The 22,168-nt window shown below is 63.7% G+C and carries 18 protein-coding genes and 1 tRNA gene; 3 read left to right on the top strand and 16 right to left on the bottom strand.

Features of this window, described 5'->3' with window-relative positions; genetic code table 11:
* Nucleotides 1-51: 51 nt before the first annotated feature.
* Nucleotides 52-744, bottom strand: a complete 693-nt coding sequence (gene coaE / locus RDV55_RS09815) for a dephospho-CoA kinase (protein WP_245907782.1) — start codon at nt 742-744, stop codon at nt 52-54.
* A 91-nt stretch (nt 745-835) separates the two neighbouring features.
* On the opposite strand from coaE, the gene brnQ reads away from it, so the two are divergent.
* The gene (gene brnQ / locus RDV55_RS09810; protein WP_111824510.1) at nt 836-2,185 is read left to right on the top strand and encodes a branched-chain amino acid transport system II carrier protein; all 1,350 of its coding nucleotides are present in this window, start codon (nt 836-838) and stop codon (nt 2,183-2,185) included.
* 387 nt (nt 2,186-2,572) lie between these two features.
* On the opposite strand, the gene rpsA is transcribed toward brnQ, so the two are convergent.
* Both rpsA and polA read right to left on the bottom strand, forming a co-directional pair.
* On the bottom strand, nt 2,573-4,009 hold the full coding sequence (rpsA, locus tag RDV55_RS09805; protein WP_111824511.1) for a 30S ribosomal protein S1: 1,437 nt from the start codon (nt 4,007-4,009) through the stop codon (nt 2,573-2,575).
* A gap of 171 nt (nt 4,010-4,180) precedes the next feature.
* Nucleotides 4,181-6,907 (bottom strand): DNA polymerase I, encoded by a 2,727-nt coding sequence (gene polA, locus RDV55_RS09800; protein ID WP_174703849.1) that lies wholly within the window; start codon nt 6,905-6,907, stop codon nt 4,181-4,183.
* Between polA and RDV55_RS09795 the strand changes: the two genes are divergently transcribed.
* Nucleotides 6,906-7,382, top strand: a complete 477-nt coding sequence (locus RDV55_RS09795; RefSeq protein ID WP_111824513.1) for a hotdog fold thioesterase — start codon at nt 6,906-6,908, stop codon at nt 7,380-7,382. The two genes, polA and RDV55_RS09795, sit on opposite strands and share 2 nt — an antisense overlap.
* Nucleotides 7,383-7,442: 60 nt before the next feature.
* Here RDV55_RS09795 and RDV55_RS09790 read toward each other — a convergent pair whose 3' ends face one another.
* Nucleotides 7,443-8,033 carry an ANTAR domain-containing response regulator gene (locus RDV55_RS09790; RefSeq protein WP_007588074.1) on the bottom strand — a complete coding sequence of 197 codons (591 nt, stop codon included), beginning with the start codon at nt 8,031-8,033 and terminating at the stop codon, nt 7,443-7,445.
* A gap of 63 nt (nt 8,034-8,096) precedes the next feature.
* On the opposite strand from RDV55_RS09790, the gene RDV55_RS09785 reads away from it, so the two are divergent.
* Nucleotides 8,097-8,170, top strand: a tRNA-Leu gene (locus RDV55_RS09785).
* A gap of 135 nt (nt 8,171-8,305) precedes the next feature.
* On the opposite strand, the gene RDV55_RS09780 is transcribed toward RDV55_RS09785, so the two are convergent.
* The 12 genes from RDV55_RS09780 to alaS all read right to left on the bottom strand — a co-directional run bounded on the left by RDV55_RS09780 (nt 8,306) and on the right by alaS (nt 22,135).
* On the bottom strand, nt 8,306-8,521 hold the full coding sequence (locus RDV55_RS09780) for a hypothetical protein (protein WP_016461722.1): 216 nt from the start codon (nt 8,519-8,521) through the stop codon (nt 8,306-8,308).
* Between the two features lie 239 nt (nt 8,522-8,760).
* Nucleotides 8,761-10,200: a pyruvate kinase gene (gene pyk / locus RDV55_RS09775; protein WP_111824514.1), complete on the bottom strand. Its 1,440-nt coding sequence runs from the start codon at nt 10,198-10,200 to the stop codon at nt 8,761-8,763.
* A gap of 122 nt (nt 10,201-10,322) precedes the next feature.
* Nucleotides 10,323-11,282 carry a prolipoprotein diacylglyceryl transferase gene (gene lgt, locus RDV55_RS09770; protein ID WP_245907784.1) on the bottom strand — a complete coding sequence of 320 codons (960 nt, stop codon included), beginning with the start codon at nt 11,280-11,282 and terminating at the stop codon, nt 10,323-10,325.
* The gene (gene trpA, locus RDV55_RS09765; protein ID WP_111824515.1) at nt 11,279-12,088 is read right to left on the bottom strand and encodes a tryptophan synthase subunit alpha; all 810 of its coding nucleotides are present in this window, start codon (nt 12,086-12,088) and stop codon (nt 11,279-11,281) included. Before trpA ends, lgt begins: the two co-directional genes overlap by 4 nt.
* A 1-nt stretch (nt 12,089) precedes the next feature.
* Nucleotides 12,090-13,385: a tryptophan synthase subunit beta gene (gene trpB, locus RDV55_RS09760; RefSeq protein ID WP_111824523.1), complete on the bottom strand. Its 1,296-nt coding sequence runs from the start codon at nt 13,383-13,385 to the stop codon at nt 12,090-12,092.
* Nucleotides 13,385-14,233 (bottom strand): indole-3-glycerol phosphate synthase TrpC, encoded by an 849-nt coding sequence (trpC, locus tag RDV55_RS09755; protein WP_111824516.1) that lies wholly within the window; start codon nt 14,231-14,233, stop codon nt 13,385-13,387. Before trpC ends, trpB begins: the two co-directional genes overlap by 1 nt.
* A gap of 88 nt (nt 14,234-14,321) precedes the next feature.
* Nucleotides 14,322-15,851 (bottom strand): chorismate-binding protein, encoded by a 1,530-nt coding sequence (locus RDV55_RS09750; protein ID WP_111824517.1) that lies wholly within the window; start codon nt 15,849-15,851, stop codon nt 14,322-14,324.
* A gap of 102 nt (nt 15,852-15,953) precedes the next feature.
* Nucleotides 15,954-16,646 carry a prepilin peptidase gene (locus tag RDV55_RS09745; RefSeq protein ID WP_111824518.1) on the bottom strand — a complete coding sequence of 231 codons (693 nt, stop codon included), beginning with the start codon at nt 16,644-16,646 and terminating at the stop codon, nt 15,954-15,956.
* The gene (locus tag RDV55_RS09740) at nt 16,643-17,503 is read right to left on the bottom strand and encodes a shikimate dehydrogenase (RefSeq protein WP_111824519.1); all 861 of its coding nucleotides are present in this window, start codon (nt 17,501-17,503) and stop codon (nt 16,643-16,645) included. The genes RDV55_RS09745 and RDV55_RS09740 overlap by 4 nt, the downstream gene beginning before the upstream one ends.
* Nucleotides 17,500-18,945: an endolytic transglycosylase MltG gene (gene mltG / locus RDV55_RS09735; protein WP_245907786.1), complete on the bottom strand. Its 1,446-nt coding sequence runs from the start codon at nt 18,943-18,945 to the stop codon at nt 17,500-17,502. Before mltG ends, RDV55_RS09740 begins: the two co-directional genes overlap by 4 nt.
* Complete coding sequence (gene ruvX, locus RDV55_RS09730; protein ID WP_111824520.1) at nt 18,942-19,430, bottom strand: Holliday junction resolvase RuvX; 489 nt, start codon at nt 19,428-19,430, stop codon at nt 18,942-18,944. The genes mltG and ruvX overlap by 4 nt, the downstream gene beginning before the upstream one ends.
* Nucleotides 19,427-22,135, bottom strand: a complete 2,709-nt coding sequence (gene alaS / locus RDV55_RS09725) for an alanine--tRNA ligase (protein ID WP_111824521.1) — start codon at nt 22,133-22,135, stop codon at nt 19,427-19,429. Before alaS ends, ruvX begins: the two co-directional genes overlap by 4 nt.
* Between the last annotated feature and the right edge of the window lie 33 nt (nt 22,136-22,168).

Here is a 22,168-nt window from a genome sequence, read left to right as displayed (position 1 = left end):
CGCCCGCACAGAGCACCGAGGTTCGCGCCAAGCGTTGCCGCCTCGGCCCGGTCAGTCGAAGACAGGGGTATCCGGTGCGAGCCAGCGTTCGTAGACGAGGCGCGCTACCTCTTCGAGATCGCACGCGCTTCCCTCGTTGTCGATCCAGATCGAGGCGACGGCGCGGCGCTGGCACGACGAGGCCTGGGCGCGGATGCGTGCACGAGCGTCCTCGGGCGCTACTCCCCTGCCTTCCAGTCGCTTAATGCGTTCCTCGATGGGCGCATCCACGATGACAACCGCATCGAAGTGCTCCGCATGATCTCCTTCGACGAGCAAGGGAATGTCGTACACCGCGACAGATCCTTCGGGAGCTCCGTTTAGTATCTCCCATGCACGCTGCTCGATGGCGGGATGGGTGATCGCGTTGAGGGCCGCGATACGCTCTTCGGCGCCCTCTCCGGCGAAAACACGTCGGGCGAGGCCGGAACGATCGAGGGCACCGTCTTCACCGATCAGGTCAGCTCCGAAGCGCGCTGCGACCTCCTTGAGCGCGGGCTGACCCGGCTCGAGAACCTGCCGAGCGATAGCGTCGGCGTCCGCCGTCGTCGCCCCCATCGAGGCGAACACGCGGGTGACCGAGGACTTGCCGGATCCGATACCGCCGCTGACTGCGACGACGCGGGCGGGGCCCTGCACGCGCAGCGGAGGGATCGGACGGATGAGCGAGGCCGTACAAGCCCCGCGGCTCAGAGCACTGTTCACTCCCACAGGGTAACCTCCCAGCACTTGCGCATCGGTGCCCTCATGCAAGAATTGGTGCTGTTAAAGAACCCACACCATCAAGTGAGTATCAGTGACGCAGACAGTCAATGAAGATTCCACTGGCCGTTCGAGCAGCACCGCTGTTCTCATCGCGACCGCCCTGACGCTTTTCTCGATGTTCTTCGGCGCAGGCAACCTCATCTTCCCTCCGATCATGGGCGCATCGGCTGGAACCAACTTCGCCCCCGCCATGGTTGGCTTTCTTATCGGCAGCGTCGCGCTTCCCGTCATCTCGATTATCACGATTGCCCTGTCGGGTACCGACATGCGTGACCTCGTTAGCCGCGCCGGAAGCGCTTTCGGACTCGTCTTCTCCGTCCTCGTCTACCTGTCGATCGGCGCGTTCTATGCTCTGCCGCGTACGGCCGCCGTGTCTTTCTCAACTGCGGTCGTTCCCATCATCGGCACGAAGTCACTGGTGGCATCTGTCGTTTTCTGTTTGGTGTTCTTCGGCGTTGCTTTCTATCTGTGTTGGAATCCGGGCAACATTATCGATAGCCTCGGCAAGGTTCTCACTCCGATTCTGCTTGGCCTGCTCGTCCTTCTCGTGTTCTTGTGCTTGGCTTCCCTGCCTGCCTCTCACGATGCTCCGACGGGCGAATACGCGTCCACTCCCCTGGCCGCAGGCCTTCTCGAGGGCTACATGACGATGGATTCGATCGCGGCGCTGGCGTTCGGCATCATCGTCGTTACCTCGCTGGGACACACGGGCGGAGGAATCGGCGCTAAGGTGGTCCGCCGCACGTCTACGGCTGCGATCATCGCCGGCGCCTTGCTTGCCGTCGTCTACGTGGGTCTGGGGCTCGTCGGACACGTCATCCCCAACGCCCAAAGCTACACTGACGGTGCGACCCTGCTCGCCGACGCGGCACAGATGACGATGGGGTGGCCCGGCCAGATCGTCTTTGGGCTCATCGTGCTGACCGCGTGCATGACGACAGCGGTCGGCCTCATCGCGGCAACATCGGAGTTCTTCCACCGCTTGGTCCCGGCGATCCCCTACCGCACGTGGATGATCATCTTCACGATCATTTCCTTCGTCCTGGCATCTGCGGGCCTCAATTCGGTACTCGCGATCGCCGTCCCGATCATCACGTTCCTGTATCCGATCGCCATCGCGGTCATCTTGATCACGATTACCTCTCATCCCCTGCGTCTGGCAACACCCGCTTTGTGGACGTTCCGCCTGGGCACGTGGGTGGCGGCCGCCTGGTCGGCCCTAACGACACTCGCGCAGGTCGGGGTTGCCACCGACGCGATCAACGCGGCACTGGCGTGGAGCCCCCTACAGGCGCTTCAGCTCGGCTGGATCCTACCCACGGTTGTCGCAGCCGCTATTGGTGCCTGCATCGATGCGGCAGCGCTACGTCGCTCAGCCTAATCACAGTGCGTGCAGGTCCTCGGCGAAACGCATCCGCCCGATAGGAGTCCACCGCGGTTCCGTAGAAAAAGGCAGCGGTGCACGTGTACGGTCGCGCTGGACACGGCTAGGCATCGGGGATGGCCTGGCTGCGGTTCCCGTGGGCGGTGGCGGGGCCTGGCCGGGCTTCGAGGCGACGCGCCGAGCGCAGCTCGCAGCGCGGACGGTTAGCGGGCGGGCCCCCGCCCACGGACACGCCAAGCAGCCCGGCCCACACACGCAGGCCGCGTGGCAGCCGGAGAGGCGACAGAAGAAGAAAAAGTGGTGGCCCCCAGGAAACCTGGGGACCACCACTCATGCGTTCACGTGCGTGAACCGACGAGTTGAAGGTTAGTCACAAAGACTGATTCAGTTGTTCGTCAGCTTCTCACGCAGCGCGGCCAGGGCCTCGTCGGAAGCAAGGGTGCCCTCGTTGTCGACCGGAGTCGAGTAGGAGGCCTGCTCCTCGATGGAGGGAGCCGCTTCGGCGTCCTCTTCGAGGGCCTTGCGGACCTGAGCCTTGTGGGACTCCCAACGGGCCTGAGCCTCGGCGTACTGGGCTTCCCACGCCTCGCGCTGAGCGTCGAAGCCTTCCATCCACTCCTGGGTCTCCGGATCGAAGCCCTCGGGGTACTTGTAGTTGCCGTTCTCGTCGTACTCGGCGGCCATGCCGTAAAGCGAGGGATCGAACTCTTCGGAGGTCGGATCCACACCCTCGTTGGCCTGCTTGAGAGACAGGGAGATGCGGCGACGCTCAAGGTCGATGTCGATGACCTTGACGAAGACGTCTTCGCCAACCTTGACGACCTGGTCCGGGAGCTCGACGTGACGCTGAGCCAGCTCGGAGATGTGGACGAGACCCTCGATGCCGTCCTCGACGCGAACAAACGCGCCGAAGGGGACCAGCTTGGTGACCTTGCCCGGCACAACCTGGCCGATTGCGTGGGTGCGGGCGAATGCCTGCCACGGATCTTCCTGGGTGGCCTTAAGCGACAGGGAGACGCGCTCGCGATCCATGTCGACGTCGAGAACCTCGACGGTGACTTCCTGACCAACCTCGACGACCTCGGACGGGTGGTCGATGTGCTTCCAGGACAGCTCGGAGACGTGAACGAGGCCGTCGACACCACCGAGATCGACGAATGCGCCGAAGTTGACGATGGAGGAAACGACGCCGGAGCGCACCTGACCCTTCTGCAGGGTGTGCAGGAAGTTCGTGCGGACCTCGGACTGGGTCTGCTCGAGCCATGCGCGGCGGGACAGAACCACATTGTTGCGGTTCTTGTCGAGCTCGATGATCTTCGCTTCGATCTCGCGACCGATGTAGGGGGCGAGGTCGCGGACGCGGCGCATCTCCACGAGGGAGGCGGGCAGGAAGCCACGCAGGCCGATGTCGAGAATCAGGCCGCCCTTGACGACCTCGATGACGGTACCGGTAACGACGCCGTCCTCTTCCTTGACCTTCTCGATCTGGCCCCAGGCGCGCTCGTACTGCGCACGCTTCTTCGACAGGAGGAGGCGGCCTTCCTTGTCTTCCTTCTGGAGGACGAGCGCCTCGATCTGGTCGCCCACGGCGACAACCTCGTCGGGGTCGACGTCGTGCTTGATGGACAACTCGCGAGAGAGGATGACACCCTCGGTCTTGTAGCCGATGTCAAGGAGGACCTCGTCGTGGTCGACCTTGACGACAGTGCCCTCGACGATGTCGCCATCGTTGAAGTACTTGATGGTCTCGTCGATGGCTGCGATCAGGTCTGCTTCCGAACCAATGTCGTTGATAGCGACCTGCGGCGTGTTGGTGGTCATGTAGTAGTTTCTCCGAAACGGACTGGATAGTAGATGGACAGTTCTGGCACCTCGGATCACATGCGGATGCACGTGTGCCCAGGCACCATGATCCAGTTTAGCAGTCTTTAACGTGCAAATGTGACGAATATGGCGGCACTTTGCGTGGTGTGCGTCGCCTCATGTCGCCCATCAGTGGGCCGCGAGCTGCCAGGACTGCCCGATTCCGACGGCGACGTCGAGCGGCACGGAGAGCTCGACCGGGGTCGCCATCTTGTCGCGGACAATCGCTTCGACGGCCTGTGCTTCGCCCGAGGCAACCTCGAGAAGAAGCTCGTCATGGATCTGCACGAGAAGGCGTGACGCGAGCCCCGCCTCGGACAGGGTGTCGGCGACGTTCATCATCGCGATCTTCACGATGTCCGCGGCACTGCCCTGAATGGGTGCGTTGAGGGCAGCGCGTTCGGCCATCTCTCGACGCTGGCGATTCGACGAGCGCAGGTCGGGCAGGTAGCGGCGGCGTCCAAACATCGTTTGGGTGTAGCCGTCAGCTCGCGCTTGAGCGACGAGACCCTCGAGGTAGTCGCGCACTTTACCGAAGCGCTCAAAGTAACGGTCGCGCAGAGCAGCCGCCTCTGGGACGGCAATACCGAGCTGGGCCGCCAGACCGTAGGAAGACAGACCGTAAGCGAGGCCGTAGGAGGTTGCCTTGATGCGCGAACGCTCCTCGCCACTGACATCGGCGACGGGGGTACCGAACACCATCGAGGCCATGGTGCGATGCAGGTCTTCACCCGAGTTGAAGGCTTCGATGAGAGCCTCGTCGCCGGACAGGTGAGCCATGAGGCGCATCTCGATCTGCGAGTAGTCGGCACTCATCAGCGTTTCGAATCCGTCGCCAGCGACGAAGGCACCACGAATACGCATGCCGTCTGCGCTGCGCGCGGGGATGTTCTGCAGGTTCGGATCGGAGGATGCGAGGCGACCCGTTGCCGCTGCGACCTGTGAGAACGTCGTGTGGATACGGCCATCGGAGGCGACGGTCGCCGACAGGGAGTCGACCATCTGCTTGAGCTTGATGCGCTCACGGTGCGTCAGTAGGAACCCAAGGAAGTCGTGTCCTGCTCCCCCCTGATCAGCAGTCTTCGCATGCAGGTCCGCCAAGGCCTCTGCGTTCGTCGTATACCCGGTCTTCGTCTTCTTCGTCTTGGGAAGGCCGAAGTGGTCAAAGAGGAGCTCCTGGAGCTGCTTGGGGCTCGAGAGGTTGATCTCACGCCCCGCCGCCGCCCACGCGCCCTCGCGCGCGGAATCGACGGCCGCTCCGAGTTCGTCAGAGAGCCCGTCGAGCACGCTCGTGTCCGCTGCGATACCGATGTCTTCCATCCGGCCAAGCAGGACCGACAGGGGCATCTCCATCTCGGTCAGCAGCGACGCTTCGGAACTCTCTTCGAGCCGGGCGCGCAGGGTCTTGGCAAGAGGGTGCAGGTGCGCGGCCAACTGGCCCGCATACGTCTGCGCAGCGTTCGGCCCCGCTCCGACGTCCGAGAGTTCAAAGAGCGCACCGGTATCACCCTCCCGCTCCTCGATGACGGCTCCGAGCACGCGCGAGAGCACGTCCACCAGCTTGTGTGAGCGCTGGTCCGGGTGGGCGAGGTATGCGGCCAACATGGTGTCGCACTCGATGCTACCAAGGGTCCATCCGCGCGATGCCAGGGCGTGACGGGTTCCCTTCGCGTCGTGCACGATCAGGGACGAGGCCGTGGCCAGAACGGCGCCAACCGCTTCCTCCTGCGCAGGACTCAGCTCGACTGGGTCGATGACGAGCGCGTCAGCCTCGGAGGCGAGAACGAGGCGCGTGACATCTCCACGCGTCGGCCTCGTGTCGCCCTCAACGAGGACGGCGAGCGTGGGGCGGCCGCGAGCCCACTGAGCGATGTCGCAGGACGCATCGGCGAGGGACACCGAGATCTCAACCTGTGCGACCGGTTCGGGAGCATCGTCGGCGCGCTCCTGCCCCATACCGATGCCGGAAACTTCACGAACCTTATGACGCAGGCGACCAAACTCGAGAGAATCGAAAAGACGGTCAATGGCGGCCACATCCGTGGCGCGGCGAGCGAGGTCGCCAGGACCCACCTCCAGCTCCATATCGGTGAGCAGGTGGTTGAGGCGACGGTTGCGCACAACGTCGTCTAGGTGTTCGCGCAGGGCGGCACCGCGCTTTCCACCGATCTCGTCGGCGCGGGCCAGGAGGTTGTCCAGTCCGTCAAACTTATTGATCCACTGAGCGGCGGTCTTCGGCCCGACGCCGGGAACGCCGGGCAGGTTATCCGACGTCTCGCCCACGATTGCGGCAATCTCCGGGTAGCGATGCGGCGGCACGCCGTATTTGTCTTCCACGGCCTGCGGCGTCATCCGGCGCAAGTCACCGGGGCCCGTACCCGGATACAGGACCGTGACATTCTGTGTCACCGTCTGGAAGGAATCGCGGTCGCCGGACACCACCAGGACGGTCGCCCCCTCGCGGCCGGCGCGGTAGGCAAGAGTCGCGAGAATATCGTCGGCCTCGAATCCCTCGCGAGACAGCGAGACGATACCCATCGCGTCGAGTACCTCCCGGATGAGCTCAACCTGGCCCTTAAACTCCTCGGGGGTCGCGTCGCGCGTCCCCTTGTACTCCGGATACTCCTCCGTCCGAAATGAGTGCCTGGACACATCGAAAGCGACGGCGATACGGGTGGGCTTCTCCGTCTCCAACAAGCGCGTCAGCATTGAGACGAAGCCGTAAACCGCGTTCGTGTGCTGGCCTGTGGCCGTCACAAAGTTATCCGGCGGAAGCGCGTAGAAAGCGCGAAACGCCATCGAATGGCCATCAATAATCAGCACAGTGTCACTCACACATGCCACCCTAGATGCCATGACACACGATCACCAGACGAAACACACGCAGTCTTCCTCACCCGACCCGCTTGCACGCGGCGGCTGGGTCGGTGCCCACTGGCCCGGCACCCTCATGGAGGCCACAGGGATGGAGGTGCTCGAACACAGCGCCATGCGCACCGTGATCTCCATGCCCATCGACGGAAACCGCCAGAGCGCGGGAATCCTCCACGGCGGTGCGTCCGCAGCCCTCGCTGAAACCGCCGCATCGTTCGCTGCGCAGATCCATGCCAGGGAAACGAACCCGGGTAAGCAAGCGTACGCCGTCGGTACCGAACTAAACGCCTCGCACATTAGTGCGGGCCGTGAAGGGATCATCACGGCAACGGCCACAGCCGTTCACCTGGGACGCAGCTCAACCGTTCACACCGTGGAAATCCGCGATGAGGCGGACCGCCTCATTTCGATTGCGCGTGTGGCTAACCGCATCCTCGTGCGCTCGAGCCACGACTGACGAGCCGCAACACAACGATGGGGAGGGTCTATTGACCCTCCCCATTCGCGCATTCTTGACTCAGTCGTCGACCTGGTTGATCACCGCGTCGGCAACCTCACGCATGGACAGACGACGATCCATCGACGTCTTCTGGATCCAGCGGAAGGCCTCGGGCTCGCTCATTCCCATGTTCTTCATGAGAAGGCCCTTCGCACGGTCGACCCGCTTACGAGTCTCGAAGCGATCCGACAGATCGGCAATCTGATCCTCGAGCGACTCAATCTCTGCGTGACGCGACAGGGCAATCTCGACCGCGGGAATCAGGTCAGCAGGGCTGAAAGGCTTAACGACGTATGCCATCGCACCGGCGTCACGGGCACGCTCGACGAGCTCGGTCTGCGAGAACGCGGTCAGCATGACGACGGCGCAAGACAGCTCCTGCAGGATCTTCTCAGCAGCGGTGATGCCGTCCATCTTCGGCATCTTGACATCCATCACGCACAGGTCGGGTTCCAGCTCAAGCGCGAGCTCGACAGCTTCCTCACCATCGGCAGCCTCGCCGACGACCTCGAACCCCGCCTGGGTCAGCGTCTCAACGATATCGAGACGAATCAACCCCTCGTCTTCTGCGACGAGGACGCGACGCGGTTCAGCCTGCTCTTCACTCATTGTCATATTCCTCAGTTTGATCGGTTTGCTTAGCTGTTCTATTGTAGACCTCGCACACGCGAAGCCCCGATAGCCCAACTGGCAGAGGCGGTCGGCTCAAACCCGGCTTGTTGTGGGTTCGAATCCCACTCGGGGTACCGCCAGTGGAGTACGTGCTCCTAATGGTACCGGCAATTGCGCACGCGTGCGACGCGCGTCGCGCAACAGCTACAACAAAATCGCAGACGAACAAGGGGCCGACAAGCACTGCTTGTCGGCCCCTTTGTCACGGCTCAGGCCACCACGCTCAGTTCGAGACCGAGATACTCGGCAGCCGCGCCCCGGCGGGCCGGCTCGTCAAGGTCGGCAATTGCCTGCTTGACCCTCGAATCGTGGAAGTCAGCGAACCACGGCTCAACGGCGCGTGACAGCTGACCGACCTCCAGGTTGTTGGCCACACGACCAAACAGAGTGTCGTGGACCGACACGGTCCGGATATTCGTATTCATTTCTCTTTCTCCTCTTTCATTCGGGCGCTCCAGAAAACGTGCTTTGTTCGCACAGGCATTCCTGATCACGCCGGGCAGCGATCTGCTGCACTGCCGCGCCGTCGTTGGTGCGACGTCCACGTGTCTCAACGTGTATCCGGATAGTTTATTCCACGAATACAATGTTGTCCACGTCAATGCTGAAAAAGAGCGGGGGCACCGGCTCACCGCCGACACCCCCGCTACCGCATATCTCAGGCCTAGCGCAGACCACCAATCGCGTAATCGGCCTCATCTCCGACTTCGTGGATACGCAGCATGTTCGAGGAGCCGGCGATGCCCGGGGGCATGCCCGCGACGATCACAAGCTGTTCGCCGATGTCGGCCAGTCGCGAGGATTGGACGACCTGATCGAGCTGCCAGACCATGTCGTCGGTGTGCTGAACAGTCGGCACACGATAGGTCTGAATGCCCCACGACAGGGCCAGGCGGCGCCGGGTCGACTCCAGCGGAGTGAAGGCCAGCATCGGGATCGGGCGACGCATGCGCGACAGCAGGCGTGCCGAGGTGCCCGACTGAGTGAACGTCACGAGGTAACGCGCGTCCATCTTCTCTGCGATTCGTGCAGAGGCTTCACAGATGACACCGGCGCGATCGGCGAAGTAGCCGGGAATCGAAGCGATGCGCTCTCCGCCGTTCTCTTCCGTCGACTCGATGATCGCGGCCATCGTGCGAACCGTCTCGATCGGGAAAGCGCCCACCGAGGTCTCGCCGGAGAGCATGACCGCGTCGGCACCGTCAAGAATCGCGTTGGCGCAGTCGGAAGCTTCCGCACGCGTCGGGCGAGGATTCTTGATCATGGAGTCCATGACCTGCGTCGCGACGATAACGGGCTTGGCAGCAATACGAGCGAGTTCGATCGCGCGCTTCTGAACCAGAGGAACGGCCTCGAGGGGCATCTCGACGCCGAGGTCGCCGCGGGCGACCATGATGCCGTCGAAGGCCTCGATGATGTCCTCCAGCGCCTCAACGGCCTGCGGCTTCTCGATCTTGGCGATAACCGGGATGCGCTTGCCCATCTCGTCCATGATCTCGTGAACATCCTTGATGTCCTCGGCAGAACGCACGAAGGACAGCGCGATGAAATCAGCGTCCTGATCGATGGCCCAGCGCAGGTCCTCCTTGTCCTTGTCGGACAGGGCGGGCACGGACACGGCGACACCGGGCAGATTCAGGCCCTTGTGGTCCGATACCACGCCAGGAACCTCAACCAGGGTGACCACGTCGGTCTCGTTCACCTCGAGAACGCGGACCGCGACGTTGCCGTCGTCGATCAGCAGGCGGTCGCCCGGAGCACAGTCGCCAGGCAGGCCCTTGAAGGTGGTTCCGACGAGTTCCTTGGTGCCGGGAACGTCCCGGGTGGTGATGGTGAAGGTGTCGCCAATCTTCAGTTCCTGGGGTCCGTCCTGGAAGGTTTCCAGACGGATCTTCGGTCCCTGGAGGTCGACGAGAACCGCAATAGCGCGGCCGGACGTGGCAGACGCCTTTCGCACGCGCGAAATGACGGCTTCGTGTTCCTCAGGCTTTCCATGCGACCGGTTGATACGCGCGACATCCATGCCGGCGTCCACCAGTGCCTGGAGCTGCTCAGGGGTTTCAGTGGCAGGTCCAATAGTGCAGACAATCTTAGCTCGACGCATAAGGATCAGTTTACCGTCCAATCACAGTTGAAACGAGGAGGATCAGCGTCAGGGGGACGTGATCATTCCCATGAATACCCCGTAGCGGCATCATATGGGCGGGTAGCGAGGTGGGGCGCATATCAAGACCGCTCGTGCTCGTTGTCTCCAGTCGTTGCGTCCACGTCGTCGGAGATCGTCTCATCCGCCGCGTGTGCCTCGACAGCGCTCGTGGAGTCCTCCCCCGCTGCGCAGGATTCCTCCTCTTCCGTGGCGTCGGCGGATATGACCCGCGTCGAACGGCCCAGACGTCCCGCAACGACGAAGACAAGAACGCCGAAAGCAAACACGAGAATCGACGTCCACACGTTCAGGCGCAGACCCAAAACCCTGTGCGCATCATCGATGCGCAGCATCTCAATCCAGCAGCGCCCCGCAGTGTAGGTCATCAGGTACAGGCCGAAGACCTGACCCCCGGCGAAGCGGTGGCGCCGGTCAAGCCACACGATCAGCGCAGCGGCGGCGAGGTTCCACAGGCACTCGTAGAGGAATGTCGGATGGAACAGCGTCCCTGCGGGGTACCCGGCGGGGATGTGGGCCGCATCGATCTGGAGGCCCCACGGCACGGTCGTTGGGGCACCAAAAAGCTCCTGATTAAACCAGTTCCCCCACCGGCCGATAGCCTGTGCGACCAGCAGCGCAGGGGCCAGGGAGTCCGCGATCGGCCCCAAGCGGACGCCCGCACGCTTTACGGCGATGAAAACTCCGAGAGCGCCGAATGCGACTCCGCCCCAGATGCCAAGTCCGCCTCGCCAAATCTGGAAGGCGAGCATCGGGTCGCCACCGGGGCCAAAATATGCTTCCGGAGAGGTGATCACGTGGTAGATGCGCGCGCCAACGACCCCAAGGGGGATAGCCCAGAGCGCCACGTCGTACAGCGTGTCCGGCTTTCCCCCGCGATCGCGGTAGCGACGGGCGGTCCACCACACGCCGACAATCATGCCGACGGCGATGATGATGCCATAGGCCCTCAGCGGGATCGGCCCGAGGTACCACACTCCCTGCGAAGGCGACGGAATACCGGCCGTAATGAGCGCCCTCATACGCGGGCCCCACTGACGCCGACCTTAAGCTCCTTCGCGAGCTCACCCAAGGCCTTCAAGCCACGGTCAATGTTCTCATCGAACAGAGTCTTTACGAGCGCAGAGCCAACGATGACGCCATCCGCGTAGGCACCGATCTCCCGAGCCTGAGCACCGTTGGAAACTCCAAGGCCCACACACACGCGTTCGGCGCCCGCTGCGCGGGTACGCGCCACGACGTCTGCCACGTGCGCGCCAACTGCGGCGCGCGCACCCGTGACGCCCATCGACGAGGCCGCGTACACCCAGCCTCGCGAATGCTCCGCGATTAGCTTCAGTCGGTGCTCGGGCGACGAGGGGGCACTCAAGTAGATGCGTTCCAGGTCGTACTCGTCCGAGGCCGCTTCCCACTGCGCGCCCTCCTCGGGCGGCAGATCGGGGGTAATAAGACCCGAGCCACCAACGGCGGCGAAGTCCTTGGCGAAACGCTCAACCCCCCACCACTCGACGGGGTTCCAGTAGGTCATCGAGCACGTCGAAACACCGTAGGAGGTCAGCTCGTCCACGGCATGGAAAAGATCCTCCAGATGGGTGCCGCGCTCGAGAGCAGCAACGGTCGCACGTTGGATGGTCGGACCGTCCATGCCGGGATCCGAGTACGGAAAGCCGAGCTCGATGACATCAACGCCGCAGTCGGCCAAGACCTTGCCCGCGCGGATCGAATCCTCAACCGAGGGGAAGCCAACGGGCAGGTATGCGATGAGTGCGGCGTCGCCACGGTCGATAGCGGCATCGATAGCCACGGCTGAATGGGGTGCGCGCGTCATGTCACTTCTCCTCGTTCTCGTCTAGGACGGCAACGCCCGACGGTCCGGCGCTGGGGTCGATGACCTGCAGCTTCGCGTGCCCATAGCCAAACCACCGCGATGCCGTATCGACGTCCTTGTCGCCACGGCCCGAGACGGTCACGATGACGATGGGTTCCTCCCCCGGCGCGAACGATCCCTCGGCCTGCGCCTTGGCGCGAGCCCACGCGCGCGCACCGGCAAGGGCGTGTGACGACTCGATCGCGGGGATGATGCCCTCCGTGCGTGACAGGCGCAGGAACGCGTCCATCGCCTCGGCGTCGGAAATCGGCATGTAGGATGCGCGATTCGAGCGAGCCAGCCACGCGTGCTGCGGGCCGACGCCCGGGTAGTCCAGGCCAGCGGAAATTGAGTGCGAGGCCTTTGTCTGACCGTCGCGCTCCTGCAGGACGAAGGTACGCGCTCCGTGGAGGACGCCGACCTCATCGGCGGTGATAGACGCTGCGTGGCGCCCGGTCTCAAATCCGTCGCCGGCCGCCTCACATCCGAGCAGCTCGACGCCCGGATCATCGATGAACGCTGTAAAGGAGCCGATCGCGTTGGAACCGCCACCCACGCAGGCGACGACCACGTCGGGCAGACGCCCCTCGGCGGCGAGCAGCTGAGCGCGTGCTTCATCGCCGATGACGCGCTGCAGATCACGCACGAGCTCAGGGAACGGATGCGGCCCGGCGGCGGTGCCGAAGATGTAGTTGGTCGTCTCCGCGTTGGTCACCCAGTCGCGGAACGCCTCGTTGATCGCGTCCTTGAGGGTCGCCGAGCCTGCGGTCACGGCGATGACCTCGGCACCGAGCATTTGCATGCGCGCGACGTTCAGGGCCTGACGCTCAGTGTCCTCACGTCCCATGTAGATCGTGCAATCGAGGCCGAGGAGGGCTGCGGCGGTAGCGGTGGCCACGCCATGCTGTCCCGCACCGGTCTCGGCGATGACTCGGGTCTTGCCCAATTCCTTGGTGAGCAGTGCCTGTCCGAGCACATTGTTGATCTTGTGGGAACCGGTATGGTTCAGATCCTCTCGCTTCAGGAACACGCGCACGCCGCCCAGGTCAGCGGCGAAGCGGGGGGCCTCGGTCAGCAGGGACGGGCGTCCCGCGTAGTTCAGGAAAAGGTCACGCAAACGACGCTGAAAAGACTTGTCTCGCCACAAGCGTTTCCACGCGGCCTCGACCTCTTCGAGGGGGCCCATGAGTGACTCGGCGACAAAGCGACCGCCGAAATCACCGAAGTAGGGTCCTTGCGCAAAATTCTCGGCTTCCATCATTGTCCTTCCTGACGCGCCGCCGCGACGCGAGCCTTGCGATCCGTACGCAGCGCGGGATGCTGGCCTGCGCTCACCATGTCCTGGATGCTCGCGTGTGGATCGCCCGACGTCACGAGAGCCTCGCCGACGAGAACCGCATCCGCACCCCACTTGGCATACTCAAAAACGTCATGGGCATTGGCGACGCCGGACTCGGCGACCGCGACAACATCCTGGGGGATCACGTCGATGACCTGCTCGACGGTCGAGCGGTCCACTTCCAGAGTCTTCAGATTGCGGGCATTCACGCCGATGATCGAGGCACCGGCCTCCATCGCGCGCAACGCCTCAAGCCGGGAGTGCGTCTCTACCAAGGCCTCCATGCCCAGGGAGCGGGTACGCTCCAGCAGTGATATCAGCGCGTTTTGTTCCAGGGCCGCGACGATCAGCAACACGAGGTCAGCGCCGTGAGCACGCGCCTCGTGAATCTGATACGGCGTAACGATGAAATCCTTGCGCAGGATCGGAATATCGACGACCGCGCGCACCGCATCAAGGTCTGCGAGCGAACCGTTGAAACGACGCTGCTCGGTGAGCACCGAAACAACAGACGCTCCCCCGGCCTCGTACGTCGAAGCCAGGGCGGCGGGATCTGGAATGGATGCGAGTGCACCCTTGGACGGTGAAGAACGCTTCACCTCGGAAATGATCTTGACCGCACCGTCACGGTTGCGCAGGGCGCTGAGCGCATCCTTCGCCTCCGGGACCTGAGCCGCCAGCTCCTTGATCCGAGCCAAAGGGACGCGGTCTTCACGCTCTTTCAGGTCTTCGCGGACCCCGGCGATAATGTCATCGAGAACGCTCACGACGCTCCCCTTTCAGGCAGAAACAATCAATCCTCACCTAGGCTAGCGAAAAATGGCCCACGGCGGCTGAGCCATCCCGCACTACGGGTTAAGACAGGGGCACGAGAGTCGAGGCACGCACGACTGACTCGACCGCCGCCGCGGCCTTGTTTCGCGACTCCTCGTATTCGAGGGTGGGAACCGAATCCGCGACGAGTCCCGCGCCCGCCTGGACCGAGGCCAGGCCGTCCTTGAGAGAGGCCGTGCGAATAGCGATCGCCAGATCCGCATCGCCCGACAGATCGAAGTAGCCCACGACGCCGCCGTACACGCCACGGGCAGCCGGCTCAAAGTTGTCAATCAGCTGGATTGCGCGAGGCTTGGGAGCACCCGAGAGGGTACCCGCAGGGAAGGTCGCCACCAGGGCGTCAAGAGCGTCGGCGTCAGGGCGCAGCACACCGGTGACCGTCGACGAAATATGCTGAATATGAGAGAACCGCTTGAGCTCCATCAGCGTCGAAACCTCGACCGACGCCGGGTCGCACACCTTCGACAGATCGTTCCGGGCCAGGTCGACGAGCATCACGTGTTCGGACAGTTCCTTCGGATCCTCAAGCAACTCCGCTGCCAGTCGATGATCCTGCGCCGAATCCGCGCCGCGCGGACGCGAGCCGGCAATCGGGTAGGTCCACACACGCCGCCCCTGCGCCTTCACGAGAGTCTCGGGAGAAGAACCCACGACCTCGAAGTGACCGCCCTTGTCGTCGGGCAGATCAAGGAAGTACATGTACGGCGAGGGGTTGACCGTACGCAGCACGCGGTAGACATCGATCCCGCTGGCCGACGTCGACACGTCGAGACGCTGCGACAGCACGATCTGGAATACGTCACCGTCTTCGATCGAGCGCTTGGCGGCATTCACGGAGGACTCGAAGTCAGCGCGAGAAGTACGCTCGCGAACCACCGGGGGGGTCGCGCCACTACTGCCCAGCACCGCCGGAGCAATCGGGGTCGCAAGCTGCGCCGTCATCGCATCGAGGCGCTCAATCGCACGGTCATAGGCTCCGTCGATTCCTTCCGCGGAGCCGTTCAGGTTCCATGCGATCGCCATGAGATACACCGAGCCGGTGGCATGGTCGAGCGCGGCGACCTCCGTAGCCAACACAAGCGTCGCATCGGGTATGTCCGATTCCTTCGGGGCGGTCGCGGCGAGCGTCGGCTCCCACTCGGGAATGATCCCCCATCCCAGCGAGCCAACGAGCGCTCCGGTCAGCGGCGGCATACCCTCGATAGCCGGTGCGGAAAGCTCCTCGAGCGCTGAGTGAACAACCTCCAGGAACGTCCCCTCCTGCAATGCGCCTTCAGGATACGATCCGATCCACCGTGCGCGACCGTCCCGGGCGACGATAGCGCCCGCGCTCGACGCGCCCACGAACGACCAGCGCCCCCAGGAACCTCCGTGCTCCGCCGATTCCAAGATGAAACTGCCATAGTTGCCGTGCGCGAGCTGTCGATAGACACCCACTGCGCTGAGTTCGTCGGCAAGCACGCGCCGGACGACGGGAATCACGCGTCGATTCTGCGCAAGATTGACAAAAACGTCGCGAGGAGGCCAGGTCTGGCCCCAATCGAGACTCACAGGCTCAGACTGAAACGAAGGCGTCGAGTTACTCACCGTGCCATTATCCCACCCCTCACCGGCCTCGGCCCATCGGGTTCACGATGGGACAGCGTGAGCGACCTACAGCCAGTCGGGAACGACTCCCCAGGCAATCGCAGCAACGAGCGCCGATCCGATCATCCACGGCCCCATCGGCACTCGTGACTTCGTACCAGCCGACCCGATAACGACCTTCCAGAGAGCCGCAAGCCCGGCGAGCACGAACGACATGGCGAGAGAAAAAAAGGCCGCGTGCAGGGCGACAGAACCTGCCATCGCACCCAGCACGGGTGCGAGCTTCACATCTCCCCCGCCCATGCCACCCGGCAAACGGTTCAGCAGCGCGATGGGGATTGTCCAGACCAGAGCACCGACGATGCACCCAATGAGACGCTGCTGCCACATCGGAGAAATGATCACGCCAACGCCGACGCCCACCGCGACACCGACCGCCATCGCCGCTGTGTAGGCGTTCGGCAGACGATGAGTATGTCCATCGACGTAGGCACTAAGCGCACCGATCATCGCAACGGACATCACTGCTGGCATACCGGGGCGCATCTGGGCCGCGACGAAAAAGAGTGCGCCGACGATCGCCGCACTCCAGACGATCGCATTACGCGTCAATGGCGTTCGGGTGGCTTCAATGAAATACCTGCGCTGAATCTTCCAGCCCGACCGCCACAGCCACGCGAGCACGATAATCCACGTGAGGAAACCCGACACGAGAGAGAGGTCCGCGCTGATTCGCGGAGGGAGCCATCCGACGATCACGGCACCAATCCTACCCGTGAGCGCCTTTCCAGTTCTTCCTCAAGGGCATCGCGCATAACACCGGTGTCGGGGCTCCGCCCCGTCATGAGCTGCACCTGGGCGGCGGCCTGGTAGACAAGCATGTCTGTGCCCTCGGCGACGATGCCCCCGGCTTTCTCAAACGTGCTGCGCAACGCTGTTTGACGCGGAGCGTACACGACATCCAAAAGGATCTGTCCCTCGCGAACGTTCAAGCGCTCGGCAAGAGGATCGGCGGCTGAGGCAGGAAGTGTGGAAATGATGAGGTCGACGCCGTGGGCGGCGCGGTCCACAGCCTCGATGTCCGACCACAGAACCTGTTCGATGCTGACTCCGAGCCGCGAAGCCGCTGCCACAACCGAACCGGGGCCACCAAAGCGGCGCGCCGCCACCGTCGACGCGGTGATTCCAAGTTCGCCGAGGCCGGCCAGAGCCGACGAGGCCGTGGCACGCGCGCCGAGCACGAGGGCACTGCGCGGCAGCGGCACATTCGCCATCGAGCAGGCACGCCGCACAGCCGAAGAAATACCGGTCACGTCCGTGTTAAAGCCCGCGAGGACGCCGGAGGACGGAACGACTGTGTTCACCGCACCAACTGCACTGGCCAGAGGATCGATGACGTCCAGCAGCGCCATGATCGCCTGCTTGCAGGGCATCGTGACAGACAAACCGGCACAGTCGTCACCAAGGCCGGCGATGAGACCCGGCAACGAGTCTCCGTCGCGTTCGAGCCTGCGGTATTCCCACCCGTCAATGCCGAGCTGGACCCATGCCGCCCGATGGATCACGGGTGACAGTGAGTGCCGAATCGGCGATCCAATGACAGCGGCCCAGGTCATGACGCTTGGCAGTCGCCCGGGTGGGCGGTACAGTACGCATTCAACTGTTCGCGGTTCTTCTCCTGCTCCTCGAGCGTAGAGGCGAACAGCGTTTCACCCGTCTCCAGATTGACCGTGACAAAGTACAGCCAGGTTCCCTCCGCCGGGTTGAGAACGGCTTTAATGGCCTTCTCACTGGGCTGACCGATCGGCGTAGGCGGAAGGCCAGCGTGGAGGCGGGTGTTGTACGGGTTGTCGTTGTCGAGGTCCGCCTGGTCGGGCAGGCCGCTCGTCTTACCGACGCCGTAGAGTACCGTCGAGTCCATGCCGAGCATGCCCTTCGTCTCGCCGTTGGTGTCAGCAAGGCGATTCTCGATCACACGAGCGACCATCGGCATGTACTTGTCGATGTTCATTTCACCATCGACGATCGATGCCTTGATCAGCACGGTCTCACGGTCCGCGGGTGCGACTCCTAGCCGATCCAGTTCGTCAATCGTGCCCTGGACCATACGTGCGATCAGGGTCGTGGGCGTGTCTGTTTCACCGGCTTCGTAGGATCCGGGCAAAAGCCAGCCCTCGGCGTTACCGCCGGCCTCGGACGGAAGGCCGATGGCCTCGGTGTCCGCGAAGGCCGCATCAACGTCCTCCTCGGAAACACCCATGATGTCGACGATACGCTGCTTCACCTCCGAGAGCTTCTGGCCGGAGCGGATCGTCACGGTCGAGTCAACGCGGTTCGTCTCATCCAATAGCGCGGCGAGCGCTCCTGCGGCGCTCATCTGCAACTTCAATCGGTACGTGCCCGGGCGGATAGACATGGACGCCGAGGTCTTCTCGAATTGGCGCACGAACGCTCCGACGGACTTCACGACGCCCGCGTCCACGAGTGTCTGTCCGATCGCTCGACCAGACGCCTCCTCATCGATCGTTACTTCGACCGAGTCGACGCCGGGTCCCGGATAGTCGTCCGATGCGGTCGTCGACGTATTGACGAGCTGGTCGTATGCGACGTAGCTGGCACCCGCGAGCAAACCGAGCACGAGAACGATGATGAAGAACGAACGCACGCGGCGGCGGCGCTTGCGCTTGCGGGCGGCGCGCCTCTCGCGATCGAGTCGACGAGACCGCATTCCGGTGGTTTCAGACAGCGTGTCGCCTCCCTGGGTGCCCCCGCGACCGAGAGTGTCCGACGCAGACACGCGCAGCGTCCCACCGGTGTCGGTCACCTCATCAAACGAAGGGAGGGATGCCGATCGCTGGCGCACGCTCTTACGACGCGCAGGCGCTGCGGCATCGTCTGCAGAAGCCGTGCCAGCCGCAGGTGTGCCCTGCACCGGAGTGGGTGTGGGGTCGTCGGCAGCGGCGCTGGCATTCTCTTGCGGCGCGTCCGAGTAGACCTTTGGCTCGCCAGAGTGAATCTCACGGCGAGAACGGAAGGGGTAAGGGGGAGGCGTACTCACGTGTGCGCTCCTTCGTTTGGTTCGAGGATGATCTCCTCACCGGGAGATCGACCGCCCATGCGTTCGAGCTCGAGCGCCTGCTCCAAAATGATCTGCGCTGCGACTTGGTCAATGACGCTACGGTGCTCAATCTCGGGGATTCCGGATGCGCGTAGTCGCGCATGGGCCTGGTGAGAGGTCATGCGTTCGTCGACCATCGCCACGCGAACATCGGGAACAAGCTTCTTAATTCGGCGCGCGTACTTGCGCGCACCCTTCGCAGATATGCCCTCTCCCCCACGCAGGTGGCGAGGAAGTCCGACGATTACCTCGATCGCCTCGTGGCTGCGAACGAGATCGGCCAGACGATCGAGGTCGGATAGATCGGGGGCCCTGAGAAGGGTTTCGACTGGCATCGTGAGGATGCCGTCGGGGTCGCACCGGCTGACGCCGACACGCACGGTGCCGACGTCTACGCCGATACGGATACCCCGACGCATACTCACAGAGCCTCGATTTCCTTGCGGATCGCCGCGATCGCGTCGGCGATGCCCTCGGGCTTGGAGCCTCCGCCCTGAGCGATGTCATCCCGGCCACCGCCACCACCACCCATGTACTTACCAACGGCGCGAACGAGTGCACCGGCCTTGACGGAGTGCTCCCGCGCGGCCTCGTTCGTTGCCACGACGAGCGAAGGCTTGCCACCAACGACACCCGCCAGTGCCACGACGGTACCACGCTCGTTGCCGAGGCGATCACGCACGTCCAGCGCGAGGGTTCGCAGAGCATCGCCCGAGGGCATCTCAGCAACGGTGGCCGCGACGACGCTCAGAGCGCCAACCGGCGAGGCAGAGGCCGCCAGGTCGGCACCCTGGCTGAGGGCCTGCGCAGTACGGATCTTCTCGAGCTCCTTCTCGGAATCGCGCAGCTTGGCCAGCAGCGACTCGATGCGCTCCGGCAGCTCGTCGGCGCGCCCACCCACCAGCTGCGAGAGCTGGCTGACGAGCGCGTGCTCCTTCGCCTGGAACTCGTACGCGCCGGTGCCGACGAGGGCCTCGATGCGGCGCACGCCGGATGCGACAGAGCCCTCGCCGAGCAGGGTAACACGACCGATGTGGCCGGTTGTGGGCACGTGGGTGCCACCGCACAGCTCACGGTCAAAGCCGTCGCCGATCGTCACGACGCGCACCTCGGAGCCGTACTTTTCACCGAAGAGCGCGATCGCGCCCATCTCCTTCGCCTTGTCAATACTCATCACCTCGGTGGTGACCTGCATATCTTCGGCGAGCTTCTCGTTGACGAGAGCTTCAATATCGCTCAGCTGTGAGCCCGCGAGGGCGCTCGAGTGGCGGAAGTCGAAGCGTAGACGGGACGGAGAGTTCTCAGAACCGGCCTGGTCCGCGTTCTCGGACACGACGGCGCGCAGGCCCGCGTACACCATGTGGGTCGCGGTGTGCGCGCGGGCGATAGCGAGGCGACGCTCTGCGTCGATTTCAGCGTACGCCTTTTCGCCCACCGTCATGGCGCCCTCGGTGAGAGTGCCACGGTGGACGCTGAGCCCGCGGATCGGTGCCTGCACATCGTGAATCTCCACGACGCCGCCGCCGGCGAGGCGAATCGTTCCATGGTCTGCCAGCTGGCCACCCATCTCGGCGTAGAAGGGCGTGCGATCAAGGATGACCTCGACCTCGCTAGGAGCGGTAGCTGCGGGGGCCTCCACGCCGTCAACAAGGAGGGCCTGGACGGTGGCCTCGGAAGCCTGCTCAGTGTAGCCAAGGAAGGTCGAGCCTCCCCCCATTGCCTTCTCGATGTCGTGGAAGATACGCACATCGGTATGGCCGGTCTTCTTCGAGCGCGCGTCGGCACGAGCGCGTTCCTTCTGCTCGGCCATCAGAGTGCGGAAGCCCTCCTCGTCGACGGAGACGCCCTGCTCGGCGGCCATCTCGAGGGTCAGGTCGATCGGGAAGCCGTAGGTGTCGTGCAGCGAGAAGGCAGACTGGCCCGAAATCATGGGCGCCCCCTTCGATTCCTTCGCGTGTGCCACGGCCGCGTCGAGGATCGTCGTTCCGGTGCTGAGCGTGCGACGGAAGGCGTCTTCTTCCGCGTAGGCAACCTCGGAGATCGTCTTCCAGTTGGTCTCCAGCTCCGGGTACGAGGCCTTCATCGCGTTCTTGGATGCCGTCAGCAGGGTCGGCATGGTCGCCTCGTCGACGCCCAGCAGGCGCATCGAGCGGACCGCGCGACGAATCAGGCGGCGTAGCACGTAGCCGCGGCCGTCGTTACCCGGGCGAACGCCGTCACCGATGAGCATCAGGGAGGAACGCACGTGGTCGGCCACGACACGCATGCGTACATCGTCTTCGTAGGCGGAACCAGCTTCGGGACCGGCGGCACCCAGGCCGTAGCGCTTGCCACTCATCTGCATCGCTGCGTCGATGACGGGGAACACCTCGTCGATCTCGTACATGTTGGCCTTGTCCTGCATGACGAAGGCCAGGCGCTCCAGGCCAGCGCCCGTATCGATCGCCTTCTTGTCCAGCTCGCCCAGCAGCGGGTAGTCCTTCCCGGTGCCCTCGCCACGCATGTACTGGTCGAAAACCAGATTCCAGACCTCGAGGTAGCGATCGCCACCCGGGTCGACGTTTCCTCCCACGGCCTCGGGACCGTAGGCGGGGCCGCGATCGTAGTGCCACTCAGCGCATGGGCCGGCGGGGCCGGGCTGGCCGGTGTCCCAGAAGTTTTCGACGCGGGGCAGGCGCACGATGTGCCCGGGATCCATGCCGACCTGCTTCGTCAGGACGTTGAAGGCTTCCTCGTCCTGGTCCCAGATCGTCACCCAGAAACGATCACCGTCGAGGCCGTACTTGCCTTCTTCCCGAGAACCCGTCAGCAGGTCCCACGCGAAGTTGATGGCACCCTCCTTGAAGTAGTCTCCAAAAGAGAAGTTTCCGTTCATCTGGAAGAACGTGCCATGGCGGGTCGTCTTTCCGACGTTGTCGATATCGTTCGTACGAATGCACTTCTGCACCGACGCTGCACGCGGCCACGGAGCAGGCTCGACGCCCATGATGTAGGGGATGAACGGGACCATCCCCGCGATCGTGAACAGGATCGACGGCTCCGGCGAGACCAGAGAAACGGAAGGACAGATCTCATGACCCTGCTTGCCGAAGTAGTCAAGCCAGCGGGTGCGGATTTCAGACGTACGCATAGTGCCCCATGTTAGTCGGTATCCACCCATCAC

The sequence above is a fragment of the Schaalia odontolytica genome, assembly GCF_031191545.1.
GTDB lineage: Bacteria > Actinomycetota > Actinomycetes > Actinomycetales > Actinomycetaceae > Pauljensenia > Pauljensenia odontolytica.
This window is presented reverse-complemented; position numbering and strand designations above follow the sequence as displayed.